The 22,103-nt window shown below is 34.5% G+C and carries 20 protein-coding genes; 12 read left to right on the top strand and 8 right to left on the bottom strand.

Annotated features, from left to right (window positions below; genetic code table 11):
- Nucleotides 1-35: 35 nt before the first annotated feature.
- Nucleotides 36-428: a helix-turn-helix domain-containing protein gene (locus EW028_RS21060; RefSeq protein WP_227744997.1), complete on the top strand. Its 393-nt coding sequence runs from the start codon at nt 36-38 to the stop codon at nt 426-428.
- Nucleotides 429-554: 126 nt separating this feature from the next.
- Here the strand turns inward: EW028_RS21060 and EW028_RS21055 are convergent, their stop codons facing one another.
- The 7 genes from EW028_RS21055 to EW028_RS21025 form a co-directional block, all read right to left on the bottom strand.
- On the bottom strand, nt 555-1,445 hold the full coding sequence (locus EW028_RS21055; protein ID WP_131522256.1) for a ThiF family adenylyltransferase: 891 nt from the start codon (nt 1,443-1,445) through the stop codon (nt 555-557).
- Nucleotides 1,438-2,694: a hypothetical protein gene (locus tag EW028_RS21050; protein ID WP_131522255.1), complete on the bottom strand. Its 1,257-nt coding sequence runs from the start codon at nt 2,692-2,694 to the stop codon at nt 1,438-1,440. The genes EW028_RS21055 and EW028_RS21050 overlap by 8 nt, the downstream gene beginning before the upstream one ends.
- Before the next feature lie 33 nt (nt 2,695-2,727).
- Nucleotides 2,728-3,501, bottom strand: a complete 774-nt coding sequence (locus EW028_RS21045; RefSeq protein WP_131522254.1) for a hypothetical protein — start codon at nt 3,499-3,501, stop codon at nt 2,728-2,730.
- Nucleotides 3,498-4,103 (bottom strand): hypothetical protein, encoded by a 606-nt coding sequence (locus EW028_RS21040; RefSeq protein WP_131522253.1) that lies wholly within the window; start codon nt 4,101-4,103, stop codon nt 3,498-3,500. The genes EW028_RS21045 and EW028_RS21040 overlap by 4 nt, the downstream gene beginning before the upstream one ends.
- 10 nt (nt 4,104-4,113) lie before the next feature.
- The gene (locus tag EW028_RS21035; protein WP_131522252.1) at nt 4,114-4,437 is read right to left on the bottom strand and encodes a hypothetical protein; all 324 of its coding nucleotides are present in this window, start codon (nt 4,435-4,437) and stop codon (nt 4,114-4,116) included.
- 45 nt (nt 4,438-4,482) lie between these two features.
- Nucleotides 4,483-5,637 carry a DNA polymerase III subunit beta gene (gene dnaN / locus EW028_RS21030; protein WP_131522251.1) on the bottom strand — a complete coding sequence of 385 codons (1,155 nt, stop codon included), beginning with the start codon at nt 5,635-5,637 and terminating at the stop codon, nt 4,483-4,485.
- Between the two features lie 71 nt (nt 5,638-5,708).
- Nucleotides 5,709-6,662 carry a Rad52/Rad22 family DNA repair protein gene (locus tag EW028_RS21025; RefSeq protein ID WP_131522250.1) on the bottom strand — a complete coding sequence of 318 codons (954 nt, stop codon included), beginning with the start codon at nt 6,660-6,662 and terminating at the stop codon, nt 5,709-5,711.
- A 358-nt stretch (nt 6,663-7,020) separates the two neighbouring features.
- Between EW028_RS21025 and EW028_RS21020 the strand changes: the two genes are divergently transcribed.
- The 3 genes from EW028_RS21020 (at nt 7,021) to EW028_RS21010 (ending at nt 10,347) form a co-directional block, all read left to right on the top strand.
- Entirely contained in the window at nt 7,021-8,541 is a 1,521-nt protein-coding gene (locus tag EW028_RS21020; RefSeq protein ID WP_131522249.1) for a hypothetical protein, read from the top strand.
- A 173-nt stretch (nt 8,542-8,714) separates the two neighbouring features.
- Complete coding sequence (locus EW028_RS21015; protein WP_131522248.1) at nt 8,715-9,020, top strand: hypothetical protein; 306 nt, start codon at nt 8,715-8,717, stop codon at nt 9,018-9,020.
- A 22-nt stretch (nt 9,021-9,042) separates the two neighbouring features.
- Nucleotides 9,043-10,347 carry a DUF3854 domain-containing protein gene (locus EW028_RS21010; RefSeq protein ID WP_131522247.1) on the top strand — a complete coding sequence of 435 codons (1,305 nt, stop codon included), beginning with the start codon at nt 9,043-9,045 and terminating at the stop codon, nt 10,345-10,347.
- Nucleotides 10,348-10,425: 78 nt separating this feature from the next.
- Here the strand turns inward: EW028_RS21010 and EW028_RS21005 are convergent, their stop codons facing one another.
- Nucleotides 10,426-11,373, bottom strand: a complete 948-nt coding sequence (locus EW028_RS21005) for a hypothetical protein (RefSeq protein ID WP_131522246.1) — start codon at nt 11,371-11,373, stop codon at nt 10,426-10,428.
- A gap of 258 nt (nt 11,374-11,631) precedes the next feature.
- Between EW028_RS21005 and EW028_RS21000 the strand changes: the two genes are divergently transcribed.
- The 8 genes from EW028_RS21000 (at nt 11,632) to EW028_RS20965 (ending at nt 22,087) form a co-directional block, all read left to right on the top strand.
- Entirely contained in the window at nt 11,632-12,036 is a 405-nt protein-coding gene (locus tag EW028_RS21000) for a hypothetical protein (protein ID WP_131522245.1), read from the top strand.
- Between the two features lie 92 nt (nt 12,037-12,128).
- Nucleotides 12,129-12,443 carry a PrgI family mobile element protein gene (locus EW028_RS20995; protein ID WP_227745000.1) on the top strand — a complete coding sequence of 105 codons (315 nt, stop codon included), beginning with the start codon at nt 12,129-12,131 and terminating at the stop codon, nt 12,441-12,443.
- Nucleotides 12,418-13,407: a hypothetical protein gene (locus tag EW028_RS20990; protein ID WP_131522243.1), complete on the top strand. Its 990-nt coding sequence runs from the start codon at nt 12,418-12,420 to the stop codon at nt 13,405-13,407. Before EW028_RS20995 ends, EW028_RS20990 begins: the two co-directional genes overlap by 26 nt.
- Nucleotides 13,340-15,466, top strand: coding sequence for a VirB4 family type IV secretion system protein (locus EW028_RS20985; protein ID WP_131522242.1), 2,127 nt, complete (start codon nt 13,340-13,342; stop codon nt 15,464-15,466). The genes EW028_RS20990 and EW028_RS20985 overlap by 68 nt, the downstream gene beginning before the upstream one ends.
- Nucleotides 15,467-15,499: 33 nt before the next feature.
- Nucleotides 15,500-18,916, top strand: coding sequence for a TrbL/VirB6 family protein (locus EW028_RS20980; protein ID WP_131522241.1), 3,417 nt, complete (start codon nt 15,500-15,502; stop codon nt 18,914-18,916).
- 31 nt (nt 18,917-18,947) lie between these two features.
- The gene (locus tag EW028_RS20975) at nt 18,948-20,867 is read left to right on the top strand and encodes a peptidoglycan DD-metalloendopeptidase family protein (RefSeq protein ID WP_131522240.1); all 1,920 of its coding nucleotides are present in this window, start codon (nt 18,948-18,950) and stop codon (nt 20,865-20,867) included.
- 56 nt (nt 20,868-20,923) lie between these two features.
- On the top strand, nt 20,924-21,565 hold the full coding sequence (locus tag EW028_RS20970; RefSeq protein WP_131522239.1) for a hypothetical protein: 642 nt from the start codon (nt 20,924-20,926) through the stop codon (nt 21,563-21,565).
- Nucleotides 21,566-21,745: 180 nt separating this feature from the next.
- Nucleotides 21,746-22,087, top strand: a complete 342-nt coding sequence (locus EW028_RS20965; RefSeq protein WP_131522238.1) for a hypothetical protein — start codon at nt 21,746-21,748, stop codon at nt 22,085-22,087.
- The last annotated feature ends 16 nt before the right edge of the window (nt 22,088-22,103 follow it).

The following is a 22,103-nucleotide window of genomic DNA, read 5'->3' as shown; positions in this document are numbered from 1 at the left end:
TTTTTTCTAACAATGTTTTAAGGAGGGGTTACGTCTTGCCTAATACTAAATTAGATGAAGTGGCTATAGGGGAGAGAATAAAGAAAATTCGTTTACAACTGGGTTTTACTATGGAAGATTTTGGTTCTTTAATCGATAATGCGAGTAAGGGGAATGTTTCAAATTGGGAAAGAGGTGTAAATATTCCGCGATATGAAAGGATTCGCAAAATTGCATTACTGGGTGGAGTATCACCGAATATGGTGTTATATGGACAAGAAAAATTGCCACTTTCTGAAGATATATTAGATAAAATAAAGAATATAGATTTGTTTGATTTTTTAGAGATAAACGAAGAAGTTTTTTTTAAAGGTAAAAAATTGTCTCAATCCTGCAAACGCAAAATAATTTTAACATTAGAAAACTTTATAGAGAAAAAAGCCAACTAATTCAATCAAATAAAAATAAACCCGAATTATTACGAATTGCTATTCGTAAATTCGGGTTTATTTTTGGCTAAAACCTTTGTCTCACTCTCTTTTATTGCACTGTCATAATTTAATAGTTATAGTGTTTTAACCCTGTTCTTGTTCATAAGGTACATAATCTTGAGTTCTCATGTATCCCTTTTTAGCGTGAAAAACGGTTATATGATTTTCAATATAATTATCTTCAAGTATTTCGCTCATATACATCATAACTGCATGAGCAGCCATTTTATTGACAATTAATCTCTGTGGATCACTAGCAGTAAGATCACTGCAACTAACTTCACTAGGCTTAATTGTATCAGCGGTAGATAGCATGTCGGGGTATACCTCACATATAGGTGGTTGTATTATTTGTGTACCATCTTTTATGCCACAAACAATTTGTCCCGTCCATCCACTTTCTTTGTAATCCTTTAATTCCTCATTGGACCATTCGTTTATAGGACGGTTTTGCCAATCTCTAGGGACTTTGACGCTCTCGTTACCACTATCTATATAAATACATCTAGGAAGCTCTAAAAAGGCTTTATGGAGCTGCTGTCGTGTAAAAGCATTATCAACGCTACCAATTAATATCGGTACTAACTTAACTTTATAATTAAAGTAACCATCTCCTGTAGATAGGTATTCGCTTGCAAATAGACTAATAATTTCACTTACAGACTCAACATATTTTTCGGTAAAGGTAGAAATGTTTAAATTATATGCTGCAGCATAACGATCAGCTAAAACTTCTGCCTTCTTTTCACCGATTTCTTCCTCCAAAAATAGTTGGTTTTTTAAATTTTTGCTCTCAATTGTATCAGGATCGACCAATACATAACTATGTGGACAATCTAATGTTCCTAGCATTTGTGCAAGATGTTGCACAATGTATCCTCCTGTACCCCCTGTACCGATTTGAACGATATAAGGGTAAATACTTTCATATTTACGAAATGGAATTTCTGCGTCTGCTCCTAATAAATTATACATAATGACCTCCTAGTAGATTCACTTTAATATCTCTTAGTTCTAAATCAGTAGGTAATTGATTGTACTTATGTGGTGTGTGATCATCTTCAAATATTGTTTGTAACTCACAACTTACATGCCATTCATTATCTCCATCTGATAAAAATGTTCTTAAATAGATTTCGGGAAAAGCAACTTTTTGGAAATTGCCTACGATCATATAAAACATACCTGGTTTTCTTTCGCTAGCATTATCAATACTTGATGGAAGGGGCCTATAGACGTGATGTGAATGAATTTCACATGCCAGTTGAACAAAGTGTCCATTCGTCTCCAATTGCATAACTTCAAAGTAACCAGGTTCTTCATCAGAGATTACCAGTTCAGGTGAAACAGTTTGTTTAGGTATATGAAGTAAGAATTCTTCCGTATCAAAGTTATAATAAAATTCTCCCCGTACCTCTAATTTAAAATCAGCATACAATCTAGCAAGGTTTATAAATTGCAATAGCAACTTTAGAGGAATTTTAGATGGGAATTTAAAAGAAGTGGGATCGTCAATAGACGATTCCACTCCTTTTCTAACTTCTCCTGTACAACCCTTTTTCTTGGCAATTGTAACAGGAATAATAAAATTCTTGTTTTTTCCAATGTATTTCATTTCAGTATAATCTTTCACTAACTCTGGAAATTCTTTCTCTAAGCGTTGACGTACCATCTCACCATCAATTTTTTTAATCTCAATCGTATCATCCTTCTTCTTTTTCTGTATACCGTTATTAATTTCATCTATTGTGAAATAATTAGTGATCGGTATAATTTCTCTGTAGTACCGAATAAGGGTTTCTTCGTTAATAGCAAAATCGTCTTCCTTAGCTTTCGATATGTTAGTTTTGCTTGTGGTACCATTCGCTTTTTCTGCTGCTTCTGCTTCTTGGATCTGTGCATCCACTTGGGCTGACAATTTCTCAAAAGTAGTAGCAGAAGTAGTTTGCTCGCTTTTCTTGAATGAATTAGCATTTTCAGCCTCCATCATGTTAATTTTATGAATTAATCCATAAACACTAGTCATGTTTTGAGGTGGTATTATCATTAATTCGTATTGATTAGCATTCGGAGTATCAGTTGAAATTGCTGGTGTACAGTGTTCTGAATTTGCCTCTATAATGTTATCCTGATTAATATCTACCCTGTTATCAGTAGATTTATTTGTAGTTTTTTCATTTTGAAAATCGAAAAGTGTGAATAAAGAATCAAAAGAATTAGTCATAATATATCCTCCAGTATTGGCTTATTATTTCTATTAGTAAATTAGAGTAGTTCCTAGAATATCGGATAACTTCTTTTTTGAAGGTAGAAGCCAATTATCATCAAATTGTTTTATGTTATTGTCAGTAACGTGTTGTATAAAATACTTAAATTGGCCAATATCTAACTTCGAAAAATCATTAGATTTTTTATAATCATAGTCAATCATCAAATGATAGTCTTCATTAAATGGGGCCGAGAAGAATTGTGTTAAAAATCGCTCACTCGCTGCTACAGAATCAAGTGTAAATGTATTAGTGCCCCAGCAAACTTGTCCACTTTCCTTTGACACATTTGGGTAAGGGAAGTAGAATAGCTCTGTATTTTCATCAATAACCGCATGGTTGTCCATGACAGCAAAGATATTTGTCTCAATAACTCTTCTTTTTAATGAATTTTCAACAGGGCGAAGTGCTAGTTGTATGATCATTTTAGGGAATGGAATTTCATAGAGTTCTTCATCCGAAAGATAACGGATAAACCAGGTTGCCTTATCGACTACCATTGTTAAACGTTCATAATTACCTTTTTCTGAATAACTAAATGAAAGGGTATTCCGGGGTAGTAGTGGGGTACATCTCTCTTTAGAATAGTCTGTTTCATCTGATAGGGAAGAACCTTCAACGGGACCAGAGGTAAGAGCATTAACAACGGATTCAATGGTCAACATAACCGATTGCCCTTTAGTACCGTTATCAAAAATTCTTTGGCCTATTACAGGGTAGTCAGGATTTACAGGGTTATCTGAAATTTCTAACGTCCATTTCATTCGACGTCACCTTCCACCTCAATAATTTTCTTACATTGTAGTAAAAACTCTATCAAATCTTCTTTGTTATTACTGTAGTAGAATTCTTCATCGATAATGATACAAAAACAATCCTTCTTAATTCCTTCTGCAATAACAAACTCTCCAAAGTGACCTTCTGTTTGTTCTAAATTAATGAAATAAGGAATGTTTTTTGTACTGCAATCTATGAATATTAAATAGCTTGTATAGAATAGGTCATCGATATAGTTTACATACTCTGAATCTGTGTTCTTAGAATTGACGGGGTATTTATATAAGTGTTTCATGTCAACCTTTTTAGAAAATGAAAGACATTTATCTAAATGAGTGGAATAATCCTTATCAGTTTTACTAATGGAATATGGTGTGAATATCTCAACACTATCGAATAGCTCGTTGATAATATCTATGCAGACATCATGTGGATATACAGTTCCCCAACCGCCATTGTAATCACTTCTATGGATATCTATTTTATTAAAAGCTGACTTATCTCCGACATGTTCATAGTACATTTTCATAATTTGGATCATGTGTAAAGTCTTTTCAAATGTATAGTACTCTTCTGAATGAATAATCATAAAATGCCTCCTATAAAAACTTATGTTTTCTTTTGAATCTCAAATGTGGTGTAGAATTAAGTAATGAAATTATGTTGTAAGTCGAAGCCATAGCATATAAGGGCGATTTAGAATTGATAAAATATTCTTCTGTATCCTCTATGAATTCAAAATAATCTCCGAATTCTTCTATGACATTATTAATATCCTGCAAACTAAATGAATCAAAGTTAATTTCTTTGACAGATAACCTATGATATAGAATATGGAAAATATAATTTTCCCCGTATCTTAAAGTATCAGTTTGTCTGCCATTCTGTTCTAAAATATTATTGAAACGCTCAAAATCTAACACCTATATTCCTCCTAATATACTTCAAGTGGTAAAAAACACTATATGTCAGTAAGTACGAATTGGCAGTATTAATTGAATGCGTTCGTCACTGCTACTAGTATCTTCAAATACATTAGCGACTAAAAATGGTTTTAATGTATCTACCACTTTAAACATTACCTTTTCAGTACTAATGGTCTTTAAGGATTCTAATAAATACTCAGCACTACAACTTAGGGTAAAAACATTCCCCATCTGACAATCAGAGATCGTCAAATCCTGCTGAAATTTAGATACACCGCCAGGATCAATGGAGCTTAAAGACACTGTTCCAGCATTGTATTGTATTTTGCATATAGCATCTTTTTTGGTGGAATCTTTCATTGTTTTGATAAGTTCTACGCCATCCTTTAGTTCAGCTGTAGAAACTGAAAAGTAGCTAGTAGTTTGAGGAATTAATTTGGAAGTGTCTGGATAAGAGCCCTCTAACAAACGACAGTACATAATAGTTCTCTGATTACCACTCACAAAAGCAATTTGATTCTTGTAGCAAGCAATTCCTATAGATGTGTTACCATTAAAACTTTTTAGTGCATGATTCAAGCTTGAAGCGTGGGGTGTCACGACTACTGTGTTTTCATTCGTATAATAATTCTTTGTCTGACATTGAGCTAAGCGGTGTGCATCAGTTGCCACAGTACTAAACAATGTACCTTCAGAAGTGTTTGTAAGTTCTAATTTTACCCCTTGTAAAATTGGACGGGATTCATTAGTTGCAACTGCAAAGACAGTATCTTCAATAAATGATTTGAACACTGAGTATGGTAAAGAGAATGTATTTATAGGTGCTTGATCTGTTTTGAGATTTGGAAATTCATCTGCGTCCATTACTTGAAACTCCAGATTAGTTTTCTTTTGTTTTACCGTCACCTTATTTTTACTTAGAGAAAAATCTATTACCCCTGCTTTTAGTTTTCTAGACATAGAAAACAAGCTACGAGGAAATACTGCTCGTCCAGTAACCTCAATCTTAACCTCATCAGATAGTGATATGCGTTCAAGTATTGTTTCATCATTATTAGAAACGATGAAGCTAATATAACTTTCAGTCGTTTCAACTAGCACTCCTTCAAGAATAGGGATAGGTACAGAACAAGATAATAATCTGCCAAATTTTAAGCAAATGGAATCAAGAATGTTTTTTGTGATTTGAAATTTCATATAAATAGCCTCCAAATTGTGTTGTATTAAGGAATAGAGGACTTGAGATGTCCTCTATTGTATAAGTCCTCTTAAGCGCGTTGTTGTGTATTTAAATCGTTTCGGATAATATCAAATATAATTCGAATTGAACTATCATCAAGACAACCAATTAACTGCATGTAACTACCGATTGATTGCTCAAGGAAGTGGCTTGCGTACCATAATTGATGTTCTACTGAAAGTTTGAAAGTATCTGTACAAATTAGTACATACATTTTTACTGGATGAAGTAATTCATAGAGTCCTAGTAATTCTTCTTTAGAAGCATGCTGTAGTTGCTTAGGTGGACAGTGGATGTAGTGAAATAAATTAGGAGCGTACTGTGGATTAATATTTAACACCTGGAGACAATCAAATATTTCTTTCTGTAATTGTTGAGGAGAATATTCAGTCGGCTCTTTCTTATTGCTCTGTTTAGTCGAAGGTTGTTGTGCTGCTGAAGTTTGTTTTCCTGTTTCTAGGGAAGCTTGATTTTGATTCAAATTTAATTCAGGCCGAGTATAGTAACCTTTAACATACTCATTTTTACCATTTACTTTGTACTGACCTCCAATGTATTCTGATTGACCTTGAGGCCTTGTGTTACTAATCGGAACCCAGAATTGGGGTAGAGAATAAAGAAATCTACCGATACCAAATTGTACTGCTGCTCTTTTCAAAGCATCTGAGTAACCGCCTTTTACAGACTCATACTGAGTTGCTTCGGCAGCATCACAGCGTGAGATCCATACATTATTGTGAAAAATAGAAATAGTACATTCGATTGCTGGTTTCTCGAAAATAGTCAGTTCCCGATATTTTGTCTGCCAAAGTAGACCACAAACCTTATCAAGTCTTGATTGAATCGCACGTGCTTGTACATAAGGAACAATTAAGGCGTTGAGTTGACCTTGATTATTTCTAGACACTGTTTGCACTTTCCATTCAATCTCGTTATCTTCCATTGGTTGGGCTAGGGCTTCTAAAATGGAGATACCTGTCATAATGATCACCTGTTTCCTCAAAGATTTAACTATTTGTTAGAAAACAAAAAAGCCTTTGGGGAAGAATTGTATTCAAACAGGCATAGTATACCCGTTCCTCAATTCAACCACAAAGGCTGTTAGTAGTAGTGTTGTGTTATACATAAATTCTATGCAAACAAAGTAAACAAATAGTTATATGGCTATTATACAATAAAATATTTGCAAATGAAATACAAAAGAAAGTAAATATGTTAGAATACAACCATATGTAATTTTTAAATATTCGTAGAAGCAAACACTGCTCACATGAGATGGCCAACTTATATTGGTCTTATTCATGTGAGTTTTTTTTGACACTTTTAAAGGAGTAAATACGATGATAAAAAAAATAATACTATTCACTGATGATAACGGTATTCCAATAAATGCTACAGCTATGCAGGAGCTACGAGCCTACTTAAATGATTGTATTACTGGTACAGATTATGGATTGTCATACGGAACACTAGCAATGGAATGGACAAATAAAATTGATCCAAATCACGTTGGATATGTCCTATTGTTAAACGCTACTGAAAAACAGATACAAAATGTACTATTTAATTGTCCTTCATTAGAAGCAATTTATAATATGAACATTGATAGTACAAATCACTGGGAATTTGAAATGTTTGAAATAGACGAAGGAGAGGTTATAAATAATGTAGAACACAGTGGTTTACCAAATTTAGATTTTCTAAAACAAGGTGATACTCAATGGATGAACCATAATCAACCGTTGCCCTATAACGTCAATAATGAGATACAAAAAAGTAATGTAAGTACACCTCTAAAAAGTGCGAGTAATCATAATCAATTGATAGATGATACAATTCCTTATCCAGAACCACCAGAAGTAGACTTGGAGCAACATCAGTCCTATGAGCATGAACAGATTGTACAGCCTGAGATTATAAGAGCTGAAGAGCCACTTGCCAATGAGGATGATAATAAGGTAAAAGTAGATCAAAATGAAATTGATGATGACGAAAATTACAAAAAAGCTCGTTCAATTCAAAAACAGTTGTTTGCAAGACAAGAATGGCAAACAAATAAGACAATAGGGGTGTGGTCACCTGTTCATCAGACTGGGGTAACTACTTTTGTTATTAATTTTGCTCTATATTTGGCAAAGCAAAGAATGTATACAGGTGTTTTGGAAGGTATTACAAGTAACCATATATTAAAATATTGGTTGAATCGCTATACGGTGGTTCCAGATAGTTGGGTAAGTTATGCAACAGTGATACATGATGAGATAGAGCCAACGAAAGCAAACTGGATTTATGGAAATGTGCTATTCTTGCCGTTACAAGAAGAGGATATAGATCATAAATGGAATAAAGAAACTATAGAATCATATTTTAAAATGCCCAGCCTTTTAGATATTGTTTTAGTTGATTTGCCAACAGGAGAAATGAATAATCACACGTTAGACTCTCTCCTGTATTTAAGTGAGCTGTGGATTATAGTTGATGATTCTTTTCATGAGATAATAGCTTGGAAAGAGTATATAAATCAGTTGAATGAGTTTGCCAATATACCTATAAAATTAATCTTTAATAAAAAATATGACTTTTCACAAATTGGTCGATTAGAGAAGGAACTGGGTTATTCAATCATTGCTTCTCTACCTTCATTACACGAGGAAGTGAAAAGAAATTATTACCAAACGAAACCTTTAATAGAAAATGAGTTGGTGTATAAAAAACTGGAATCAGGCTTCTATCAAATAAGAAATCACCTTTTTCTTAATAGTAATTTTAATACTAAATTACCTATAGAAAATCCGACTATGTTCAATAAGGTAAAAAGTAAATTAAGAAAATCTTTTCGATTCCTTATTGAAGATAAGTGAAGTGTAATGTTATGATAAAAACGTATAATATTAATTGTTTTACTGCGGGCTATTCTAAAGCTACTGCGAGATTTTACTACGATAAAGTCTTTGGGACTTGATGAAAATACACTACAATTGTGTCTATTTTCTCATCCCAAAGACTTTTTTTATTTTAAAAAAGGGGTGACGAAATGAAATTAACTATTATTAATGTCAGAAAAGCATTAGTCAATAATCAGATTGTTTTAAGTAAATTTGTTCAAGATAAAATGCTGCAGGTGGGTTATTCAAAACGTGATGTAATTAAGTGTATTTGGACAGCTGAAATAACAGATGTTCAGGTTCATAAAGGAATATTAAAAGTTATTTTAGAGGGACTAGATGCACACGATAACCCAATTGTTTGTGTTATTGGTAAAAATCACAAAAACCATAAACAATTGAAAATATATAACCTTTTCCCACCAACAAACGAGTCCTATAGGAGAGTTATCTAAACAAATAAAGGAGGAATTATGGATGATGGTATATCGACAAACGAAAATTAAAGGTTGGTTTGAATTACAACGTACAGTATGCCCAGTTTGCGGAAAATCAGGAGGGTGTATGATTCATGAAAGCGGAAATAAAATAGCTTGTATTCGAGAAAGAAGTGAAATTCAATTTGGGAAAGGAAGCTGTCAATCGTGGTTACATCAAATAAAAGATGGTGTAAAAGTAGATGTTGGTAACACAGTATCAAATACAAACTCTAGGAAAAAATTCCCTGTGCATTTATTACATGGATTTTTCTCTAAATTAGCAAAGGATTCTACTACAGAGTTATCTCATATGCATTCACAACATTTAATGAATGTAAGAAAACTACCTGAAAGAACAATAATAAATAGACAATATCGCAGTTTCCCACAACATCCTATGGTAACAGCAAAGAATGTACTTGGCCCTTTTGCAGATAGACTTGCTGATCCTAAAATGACAGTAGGGATTCCAGGTTTTTATATGAACCAAGATAGTTGGACAATTAATGGTCAATCAGGGATCTTGATTCCTTATCGTAACGAATATAATTTAATTACTGGATACCAAATTCGAGTTGACGAGGTAAAAAACTTTGTAGAAACAGATCAACTTAAATACCCAAATCTAAAGGCATATGTAATTAAACAGCCAAATTATGTGAATATTGTAGTGAACGGTAAGAAGTTTTGGGAAGGCGTATTAGAACAGGGAAAAATGGAGAAAGTTGTAGATGAAAATGGGGAAATTCTAGGGACTGTTAAATTGGCAAGAGGACAACGTTATTACTGGTTAAGCTCACCAAACAAGAAGTATGGGACAGTAGCTGGGGATCCTATTCCAATACATGTAGCTATTCCAAGTAAACAACTAGAATCCTGGAATAAAGCGGTTGAAGCGGATTTAAGTAATCCAGATAGTGATAGCCATACAACTTTGAGAAAATCAAAAGCGATCTGGATCACAGAAGGTGCTTTAAAGGCAGATATAGCAATTGATCACATTGCTGAGGCATTTTCAGATATTATAGAAGAAGTCGGAGATACAATGCTTGCAGCACCTGGAATTAATTCATGGAGAGCTTTACTACCTCTGTTAAAAACCATGGGTGTTAAACGTATCAATATAGCATTTGATATGGATGCAACAGTGAATGAACATGTAAGTCCATATTTTCATGATATGGTCAAAGAATTTAAAACACTTGGATTTGAAGTTTATGTAGCAGCATGGTCATTAAATAATGGGAAAGGAATAGATGACTTGCTTTTGAATGGTTTCACGCCACAATTGAGAAAATTATAAAATGTATTTGTTCAACAATAATAGAAAATCGTATTTAGGAGCGTTACCTCTTAAATACGATTTTTTTAGTGAGTTCAATTATTCGAAAGGACTTCTCTTCTGAAATTCTTCATAGTCCCAAATTTTTATAATGTTTTCTGGTTCCAAATCATTACCTTTTAATAATGAGGTGATAAGCACATCATGGGAGTCATCGTTATTGTAATCGTTTAAACGATTAAGTGCTGTAGCTATTTTTAATATATCATTTTCGCCAAAGATATCCTCAAAAATTACAAATGAACATGATCTTAAGCTACTTAGTAATAGGGTGAGTAATATATTTATCAATCTTTTTTTCATAGTGTCTTCATCACATGAGCTTGGATGATCATCATAGATTTTGATTTTACTTAAATGCTCTTTAAATTCAATTACATATGGTTTTCCATAAGTACTTTTCCAGTCATCAAGAAAATCTGTATCGTCTTCCAATACATCAGCTACATTTCGAATAAACTCAGGATAATCAGGAAAATCATTATTGTATTCACCAATATCTAATACACGAGCAAATGCCCAAACTTCAGGGTCTGTATTTAGTTTTGTATCAATCCAAAATAAGGGAGTATTGTTATCATCACCGTGGTCAAGAATATTATAAGTTCTATCTTCCACACGCATTAGTTGATTTTCTACATCAAAAGCTATGTTGTGCTTTTTTAAAAATATTTTTAATGATGTCTCTTCATTAACTAGATAGCGAAGGTGATGGATTGGATTTTCAATAATCTCTTCTTTATTATTTCTAGTTGTAAAGTGGTAATTTACTAACCAAAGGTTTTTAATATCAATACTTTCCCAATTTATATCAATATTATTCTCTAAATAAGATAAATTAAAAGGAGTGTCGTATTTTTCTGATTCGTCAAAGAGATATTTTGATAAGAATGTTATAAAAGGTGTGTAATTTTCTCCTAATAAAGCTTTAATACCTTTTTCAATACCTTCTTTATTTTGTAAATTTAATATAATTTGATTTTCCATGTTATAACTCCTGCCTATAATTAGTTACAATTGTTCAATTATAGCAAAAAAATCTATTCTCTAGGTTAGTTATAAATTTTTATTGCATACTTCTTCCATATTGGTTAATATCAATATATAGAAATTATGAAATTAAATATACAAAGACGGGAACACCCCGCTTTTTACATGACTTTACTTATAGCAGTAGCTATAGGTGAGGTGAGTCGTGTTTAAAGCGGGGTGTTTTTTTGTCCCTAAAAATGGAGGTGAAAAAATTTGAAATTAATCTCAAATGCTATGAAATCTACAAAAGTAAAAGCATTAACGTCAACATTATTAGTGGGTTCGACAATGTTTTTAATTCAAGCCCAAGCTTTTGCTGATAAAGCAGATGATGCCCTTAAAGCTGCAGGGATTGAGTCAAAAAGCATTAATGGTGAAGGTAAAGATTCCTTCTTCGGTAGTTTTACATCATTAATCTATATAGCGATGGGCTTTGGTGCTCTATGGTCAATATTATTCATAGTTATAGGTGCCATGCAATTATCTGGTAGTAACGGTAATCCACAGAAGCGCGCATTAGGTATTGGTTCATTGTTTACTGCGACAATTGGTCTATTCATTATCTACAAGGCTTGGGATATTGGCGGATGGGCAGTCAGCTTAGGTCAAGGTAAGTAATTTTGGTTCATTAGATGTAAGTTAACAGCACCTTCTATTTAGGAAGGTGCTGTTTTATCAATCTAGCATAGAGGTGATTTTAATTGCGAAGGGTGACAGTACCAGTTGATATGTCCAGTGAGCAAAAAAATCTGATGGGGGTTTTATCGACTAGGCAGGCCATTTATTTAGGAGTAGGAATTTCAGTGGTCTATTCATACGTACCTCCATTATTTGCAATAGTAAACTTGGTAGCTGGATGGGTTGCTGCCTTAATATTTTGCACAATTTCTATCCTTCCTGTGGCTTTTATCGTAGGATTCTTTGGTTTTACAAAAGTCTCAAAGTACAACATGAATCGAGACTACTTTATGTTAATAAAACTACAGAAGAAAACACAGTATGGAAAGTGGCGAAGAGGGGTTTAAAAGAAAGGAGAGTTATTTTTTGATAGATGTTCTAGTTTTCGGAGCTATAGGTTTAGCCATGTACATTCTTATGAGAGTGATGTTGAAAGAACCAATAATCCCTTGGAAAGAAAAGAAAGTAAAAGTAAATGACATTTCTTTAAACAAGCAACCCGATCAGAAAAGTAATAAGAAAAAGAAAGGTACACCATCTACATTAGATGAGGAAGAGGCTGCTCCATTTCGTACACTTTTTCCTGACATTGTGGGTTTTGAGAATCATATGGTTCGAAGAGTTAACAATGAATTTAGCATGATGGCTGAAGTGGAGCCAGTTAACTACTATCTTAGGGATCATGATGAGCAAGAAATAATCGATGGTGCATTCGAAACTTGGATTGCTTCTAATAGATACGATGTGCGTGTTTATATACAAAATCGATATGTTGACTTATCAGAAGCAATTGAGGAAATTCAAAAAACATTAAAATCTCAAGATAATTTAAATCACGACGCACGTGAATTCGGTGAAAACATGGTTCGAGATCTTCTATATTGGCAAAATTCTGAACCAAGATTTGAGGCTAAGCGTTTCATCATTTTTGATTACCGTGTAGATGTTAAGGAAATCAAAGCAGATGATAAAGAAGAATTAGAAGAAAAGATTATTGATAAAGCATTTAATGAATTACATCGTCGTATCCAAGCAGCAAAACAACATTTACGAACTGGTGAGATGGAAGTAAATATGTTATCAACTGATGGGATAGTAGAGGTCTGTTATTACGCTTTTAATCGTAAAAGAGCTTTAAAAAATCGCTATAAAGATGTTGAAAAACAAGAACAACTTTCCTTATATGTAACAGCGGATCAAACCCCTCAACGAATTGCCTTAGTGAAAGGAGAATTAGAAAAGTATGTTCAAAACGAAAAAGAAAGCAGCGGAAGCCAAACCAGCCAAGAAGAGCATCTTCAGTCGGTCTAAGGACAATCTCGATGATTCTCCAATTGAACCAGAAATGTCAGAAGAAGAATCAATACTTAGTATGAAACCAAATGTTTGGGATGTTATTTCTCCAGACGGAATAGGTATATCGGAATTGAGTAACGATTCGGGAATTATTAAACAATCCTTCAGTACAGAGACACATTTTTATCCTTTCTATATTTCTAGGGATGGTTATCCACGTAAGCTGCAAACAAATTGGCTAAATGACATTGTAGCAAGTGGCGAATGTGATGTAATGATTGATATTCAAAAAATACCTAAATCATTAGCCGTTAAGATGCTACAAAAGCAAAATACCATATTGAAATCCAACTTATTCTTTCAAAGAAAAAGAGGAAATCAAGATCAGATCTTGGACATAGAAACGAAGATTGCAGATAACGAAATCTTAGCTGAAGAAACTCAATTTGACGAGAACGACCTTTATCATGTGAGCGTTTCTGGAATACTTTACGGTGATTCCAAGCGAACATTAGATAAGTACCGTGAGTATCTAGAGGATTTATTATCAGGTAGTTTTATTAAAATTATTTCAACTTTTGGACGTGTTAAAAAAGGTTTTCGTTCAAATACACCTTTAGGGAAGAATGAAATCCCAGATTCCTTAAGAAATATTGACCGTCGGGCGCTTTCAACTTTTGCACCCTTTATTAGTGGTAGTGGGAAGTTTAACGGTGGGATTCCTATCGGAAACAATAGGAGAACAGGCCAAAAAGAATTTTATAATGCTTTTGGTACAGAGTCATTTCGTCCCCCAAATTACAATATGGCAATATTGGGGATCTCGGGTTCAGGGAAATCTATCGCAATGAAACTTCTGCTATCCAGGGAAACTACAGGTATGAATGTTTACTCCCGTTTAATTGATGTGGAAGGGGAGTATCTCCGCATTGTTAAACGATTACGAGGCATTAATATTACACTTTCAGAGGATAGTAAAATTCGAATTAATCCACTAGCAATTCATGTTTCAACTATTCCCTATGATGAAGATGATGAAGAGCTTGAGGATTTAGAAGATGGAGAAGAGCGCGTAATTATTGAACGTGAAGACGGCCAAAAGTTCATTCAATTTGTTCCGATTCGCGAAAAGATAAATGAAGCTACAGACTTCTTTGATATCTTGAGCCGAGGTAAGAATCAAGAAAATCCTGGATTAAACATATTTGAACGAAATTATATCGAGGAAGCTTTAACGTATCTTTACACAGAAGATGAAAGATTTTTATATCGCACACATCCATCATCTCTCTATGTAGAGGGAGCTAAAGAGGAAAATGGAAGGATCATTCAAACAAAAGTTAAAAAGCCTGAGCCAACTTTAACAGACGTTTTTGAATACTTATACAGTAAGTATAAAAACGAGGAAAAAGCTGAAAAGTTATTGGCAAATATAAGGCCGTTTTTATCTACAGGGTCAAAACCAGTCTTTGATGGACAAACATATTTTGGAAAAGAAAATGAGGGTGTGGATATCCATACTGCTAAACTGGTGAATTTCAATCTGAAGAATATGGAGGAAGGCTATCTTCGTCCAATTGCTTACCACGTGATCTTGAATTACGTTTGGGAATATTTTGTTAAAAATATCGATAACGAGTTAAAGAAGAAAGTCGTCTACGCCGATGAGTTCTGGACAATGGTAGACAATGAACAAACTGTATCTTTCTCTGAAAAAATGGCACGCCGAGCTCGTAAACGTAATGCTGGATTCCGTATTGCTTCACAAGACTTTATTCGAATTCTAGAGTCAAAAAAAGCAAGGGGCGTACTCCAAAACACTTACGCTTATATGTTCTTTGAACAAAACTCAGTTGATTTATCTGCAATAGATGAACACTTTAATTTAACACGAGGAGAAAGAAAATTAATTTTTGAAAACCCAGAAAAGGGTGAATGTATTTTACGAGTTGGAAAGTCTTCGGTTCACTTAAGAACAGATCCATCTACAAGTGATTTGGAATTTATAGAATCAAACGCTAACGTTTTAGCAGAGTCACGTAAACGAAGAGAGTTTGCTAGAGCAGGTTTGTAAAATAATTCAAATCTACAGAAAGGAGATGGAAAAATGTTCGAAGCAATTGGTGAGAAGATACTTGCCATATTTGAAAGTTTAATAACCTTTATATACAAAAGTTTCATTGAACCTTTCACAGGTCTATCGTCGCTAAAGGATTTAGTTTATGGACAAAACAAAGATGATGGTGAGACTTTAATTTGGTCAACATTTCATGATACCGATTTAACAAACGCTTTCTCACCTATGTATTTAATGATACTTACATTGGCAGGGAGTTTCTTCATTGCATTCATTGTGTTTGGAGGAATGAGAATATCAAGCTCACACTTCAATGCAAGTAGAAGAAATGAAGTTATAGAGTTTACGAAAGATTTAGTCCTTGTAGGTATGATGTTGTACTTTTTACCAACATTATATGAAATATTATTTCAGATTAACGATTTAATCATCAGCCTTTTTGCGAGTACTCATGATTCACAACTAGATACTATCCAAGAACAAATGGATCTAGACAATAAAGAATCTACATTAAAAGGTGTGATAGGGAAAATTGCGATAAACCTTGTGTTATTAGGTTTGGCATTATGGGCTAACTTCTACTACATGATGCGCCGTGTTACTTTAATCCTTTTAATGGGTTTAGGGCCTTTAATGATGGTTTTTTGGATGGTACCAAACCTAAAATCTATCACAGCAGCTTGGTTTAAAGAACTTACAGGCACAATATTCGTGCAATCTGTTCATGCAATGGTGTTCTGGACTATAGCTATGTTATCTACTTCGGGTTCAGGCTTAATTGAAACAATAATTGTCTATGTCATTTTCATACCTATTGCAGAGTCTATAAGAGGACTACTAGGTATGGGAGGTGGCATGAACAGCAACCTTTCAAAAGCTGGTGCTATGTTTGGAATGAGTGCACTAGCAGGTATGGCTGGAGCTGTAAAAGGTGCAATGGATGGTAAATCAGTTGCTAGCACATTACAAGGTTTGCGTAAAGGTACATCTGGATTACGTGATGGTAAAACAGGTGATGGAAGCGAAGGTAATGAAGCTACATCAGGGTCAATTACAAGCAGTAAAGAACAAGGTTTTGCTGATTCTAAAACAAATAGAATGCTAAAAGCAGGTGATCTAACGAGCCGTGCGGGTAAAGCGATTATGGGTATGGCAGGTTCTGTAGCAGGCTCAGGTTTAGGCCCAGCAGGTTCAATCGGATTTGCAGAAGCAGGAGCTAAGCTAGGTGAGCTTGCTGGGAACCCTGTTGGTCGGTTTGGTAGTGCCGCTGTTAATTTATTAGCATCAAGAATCAAGGCTGGAAAAGATGCCGTTACCTCTATGAAAGATCGTCCAAATGATGATGAAGCACTGGCGAAGGGTTTGAGTCATCACTATGCGAACGATTGGGCAAAAGTAAGTAAAGAAAAAGTCATGGATGATTTACGTGATCGATTCCCTAATGCGACACCGCAAGAGTTAGAAAAGAAATTTGGCGATTTGAAGAAACAGAAGGAGTCCGAGTATTACGCTTCAGCTTCAAGTCATATTCAATCTGCTAAAAAATTTGCCAAGGATATCGGTAACGGTAATCAACTAATTGCTGCATCAGCTGATGGTATGGCAAAGCAATGGGCTAAGGATAATAAAGAAACATTTATGCAAGATTATACGATAAGAAATCCTCAAAGGTTGGGTGAATCAGACGATGCCTTTAATTTAAGAAAAGAGGATGCGTTCCAGAAACGGGTCAATGACGTTAAGTCACATTTTTTAAGTGATGGACAAAAGTTTTTAGCTGCTAATAAAGGGGCAAGCGGGGATGTTTCTAGAGAAGCGGTTGCTACCTTTATGAGTGATGCCGCGAAACAACATATCGGTGTTGGCGATACTAGCAATCTACTATCAGCTTCAAAAAGTGGAATGACACAAGTAGAAGGAGCGTCTCTAATCAATGCAGCAGGTAAACCAAATCTATCTTTATTAGCAAATAGTATTGCTCATGTTAAAACCGCACAAGAAGGAGCAGCATTCATTAAAAATAGACCCCCTTCAATGTCAGAGGAGACAGCTAGGAAAGATTGGTTACAACAAGAAAAGTCGGTTTACGCAGGACACGTGGCTGCGATGAAAGGCCCTGACTTTTCAAATGCAATTCATAACTCAATTGAACCTTTATCATCATCTACCGCAAAGACTTTTATTAGTGGAGTAGCTGGCATTAATGCATTCAAAAATATAGGAAAACGTTTTGATGCAGGTTTTGGTGAGAGTCTATCTGCTTTTAATCAATCTAAAAACGATGGACAATATTTCAAATCTATTCCTAATGCTATTAATGGATTTACGACTGGTATGGTAAATGAACATATTGCTCAAAGTGGTGGAGATGCAGTTTTAGCACAAAGGAATTTTACTAATGCAGCAGGCTATACAGGAGCTCTAGTGTTAGGAAGAACAGGATTAAAGTTAGCTCAGAATGGAGCAACGAGAATGTCTTCTCCATACACTCAAGCAGTGCAGGAACAAATTGCTTCACCTTCTGAAGTTATTGGAATGGCTCAAACTATTACAGATGATTATGGTAATACAAAAATTGCACCTGGGGCAATTAGACAAGTAATTACTCGCGATTCCTCACATGTAGAAGTAAGGACTAATAGTGGTGAAGTAATGACAGTTTCTCGTATTGGCGCAGGAGCTGAGTCACTGAAAAAAGGTGACGTAGTTTATCAAGATCTTACTGCAGAAGGAGATTCTTTGGTTGTAATGCCTGGAGCTAAAGGTGGTCCATCTACATATCGTCTAGATAGTGGCGGGGCAAAGATTCAAACACCTATTGAAGTTAACTCATCCCACAATAGTTTATTAGGAAATCCAAGTGCTAGTTCAAAACATGCACCTGTACAACGGAATGAAGCACCTGTATTTAACCAGCGTGTAGATGCAGGGAATTTTTATACAGAGGATATTGTTTCTTCTGGCATGTTAAATCCTCAAGTAGTTGTGGAAAAAGGACGTCAATTTGTTACAGCTGAAAAAGATGGACAAACATATCGTATCTCTCCAGTTTACTCAGGAGATACACGCTTAAATAACAATGATGTTGTAACAATTCCAGTTGAAATTAATAATGGACAATTACAACCTATTAAAATGGCAGGGCAAGCTGCAGTTGCTCAAAGAGTTTCACAAGAAATACAAATGGCGAATAATGTCAATCAGACTGTTACTATGGCTAACCAAACAGTAGGTAGCCGTCTAGTTAGTCAATCAGTTCAAGTGGCTGGGAATGAAGTAGAAAACCAAGAAACTCAATTCTTTGATCAGCGTGGAGTTACAGGCTTGGTTACACAAAACCTACCAGACTATTTAATGACATCCCGTCACACAGAACGAGCAATGCGATCTGTCGATCGGAGAAATCAATTAGATGTAGTAAGAAGAAAGCAAGGCATATTAGGCTAGTTGTTTGATACAGAAAGAGGTGTATGTTTAGATGAATCATTCTGACAATGAGGAACAACAACCAACTGTATCGCAAGTAGCAAAAGAAAAGGTTAAAAAGGAAGTATCTAAACAGGGAAAAAAACTAGCAAAAAAATTCATAAAAAATGCTGCAAAAACAGCAATTAAAGTAGCTGTAAAAGCTATTGCTGCGGCTATGAAGGCAATAATGGGGTTCTTAGCAACGGTGTTAGGACCCTATGTACTTGCCATTGGAGCTATTTTGCTTGTAATCATTTTCATTTTCATAATGACAACAGTTATTCTAAGTGAAGATGATTCTCTTGGGGAAGATGCTGAAGTTATTAGGGAATATGCATTCGCTGCTGCAGATACAACTGTTGATCCAAATAGACCAGAACAACAAAAATATAAAGTACCCTTCCAGCTCATCATTGCTGCTGTTCAAATTTACTATACAGAACATGATGATATAGACATTGAAAAAGCAATGTTTGACATAGCAGAAGCTTTGAAACCCATTTTTACCTATGAAACTAAGCAAGGTTTGATAGAGACAGAAACCACAACATGTACAGATGGACATTGTACAACAACTGAATCTAGCGAGCCATTTAATGTTGAACTATTAATAAGAGTTGAAGCTTGGGATCATATAATGATTGGGACACCTGAGCAGGTAGTGGGTGATTGGGTAACTGAAACTTCAACCTCGGTCAGTGAATCGACAGACGAGGAAGGGAATACGGTTCAAAGTATCACTACCACAACAACATCTACACGTATAACTACTTATATAGTCAATGAAGATGTGACTGAAGACTATACAAGATTTGAGAAAGGTTTATTTGCTCCTCCTTTTAAGATGGGTGTTGAGGATTTAAAACTTATAGAGGTATTTTACCAAGCAACTGGTGGACGGGTAAACTATGCAGCTTGGAAAAATGGGACTCTACAAGGCGAGTATGAATATGATTATGGCAACGGAGGTATCAGTGTTACACCTGGTAGCAACGTACCTGAAGAATTTATGAAATACTATCTTGGTGCACAACAAAGGTTTGGGGTGCCTTGGTATTATCTAGCTGCTTTACATTGGGTTGAAACCAAGTTTTCTACACATAAACCAATGATATCATCTACTGGTGCAGAAGGGCATCTACAGTTCATGAGATGTACTTGGCATGGCTGGAGTTACCCAGGTTGTAAAGGTTCAATTGGCCATACTGAAATGCCCGCATCAGATTTGTATAATCCTGCTATTGTAAAACAATATGGAGGGTATGGTATTGATGCTGACGGTAATGGTAAAGCAAGTCCTTGGGATATTGCAGATGCCATTTATACAGCTGCTTATTATTTATCTAAAAATGGATTTTCGAGTAATAAGGATAAAGCAATTTATCAATATAATCATTCAGACTCGTATGTTGCTCAAGTAAATCAGAAAGCTTCTGAGTTTAAGAATGCTGCTACTGTAAATTCTAACGGGACAGGAGAGAAGCCTCCTTCAACTGTTAAGAATGGATTTATAAGACCTGCAGCAGGAAGGCTATCTTCACCTTTTAGTGAGCGTTGGGGTCAATTCCACTATGGTACAGACATAGCTAATGCAGTGAATACCCCAATACTTGCTGTTTCAGATGGTGTAGTAACAAATGCTAAAGGTGGATGCCCATCGATAGGTTACTATGGAAGTAAATGTGGAGATGGTTGGGGTAATTATATTTGGATCAAACATACGGCTGATGGGGTTCAATATGAAGCTGTTTATGCACACTTAAACTCAATTCAGGTACAAGTAGGTCAAACTGTTAAACAAGGTGATACTGTAGCACTTATGGGGACTTCAGGTAGTTCCACTGGTTATCACTTGCATTTTGAATTACACAAAGGAAGCCGCCAAAAGAACAAAAATGTTTTAAATCCAGCAGATTATATACCATTTTAATAAACGTTAAATCACCTACCGAATGGTGGGTGATTTTTTCAAAAGGAATGATAAACATGAGTAAAAGGTTGTTATATAGCGGTTTTATTATTTTCGTATTTTTAATTATATGCCTCTATTTGTATTTTTATTTAGCATCTAAAGGGAAAGAAGAAGAGGTACTTAAAGATAATAAAGCATGGATTGTTGAAAAAGCTTCAGACTTAAAGATGGAAGATATTGATAGAAAGAAAATAATTAATTTTATTGAAAGTTCTTTACCAAAAAACATCGATGCAAAAAATATGGGGGAAATGTTACACGACGCTATCAAAAATGAAAAAATGTCAGAAGAGGAATTACAAGAAAGCATACTTGCCGAGCTATACTACTCTATAAAAAACAAAGATGTAGGTATACTCGTGTCTCTCTTTGATATAAATTCATATATGGAATTTGTGAATTTATATCAAAGTCATGCAGAGTTGGTAGCTGCGCAAAACCAATTATTAAATTCAATTGACAAATCTGGTTCATTTGAATCTATTAGCTTCATACGAAGAGATGAAAGGGAATTTACTGTTGTATTTAATTATACTACTAGAGAACCATTAAAAATAAATCTAAAAGTTAAAAGGTATATAGAGGATGGCACCAAAAATGAGTATTACTACGCAATTAGTTCTTCTTTTATTGAATTCTACGAAGTATTTAATTAACCAATAGATTAATTAATCTTGTTGTTTTTTCAGATAATTGTTGATAAAATAAACACAAACAAGTAACTAGTAAATTTAATATTTTGAACGGGAACAACCTGTCGAATTGAACATACCAATAGTATGTTTTTTCGACAGGTTTTTTATTTTATTTGAAACTAAGGAGGTAGTTTAGTCACTATGAATCAACAAATAATCGGTATTATGGGTCAGAGAATAGAAGGGCATCCAATACATTATCTTAAAGGTGTAAAACAATTGCTTCAAAAGATTGATAATGTTCAGAAAAAACAAAATATATATGAAAAATTCAAGAATATCAAAGGGCAATGGTCTTTACCAACCTACTATTCCCCGTACATATCTGGTGCAGGTAAACCAGGAACAGTAGCTAGATTAATACGGAGTAATGTACTTGATGAAAGAAATATAGTTATGGGTGATATAGGTAACGGAATGTCCTATCAATCCATTCCGTTTAAATCTATCAAACGTGTTAGTGGTACAAAAAATCGTTTTTAAAATGAAGGAAGGTGAA

Source organism: Lysinibacillus sp. OL1 (assembly GCF_004332175.1).
Classification (GTDB): domain Bacteria; phylum Bacillota; class Bacilli; order Bacillales_A; family Planococcaceae; genus Lysinibacillus; species Lysinibacillus capsici.
This window is presented reverse-complemented; position numbering and strand designations above follow the sequence as displayed.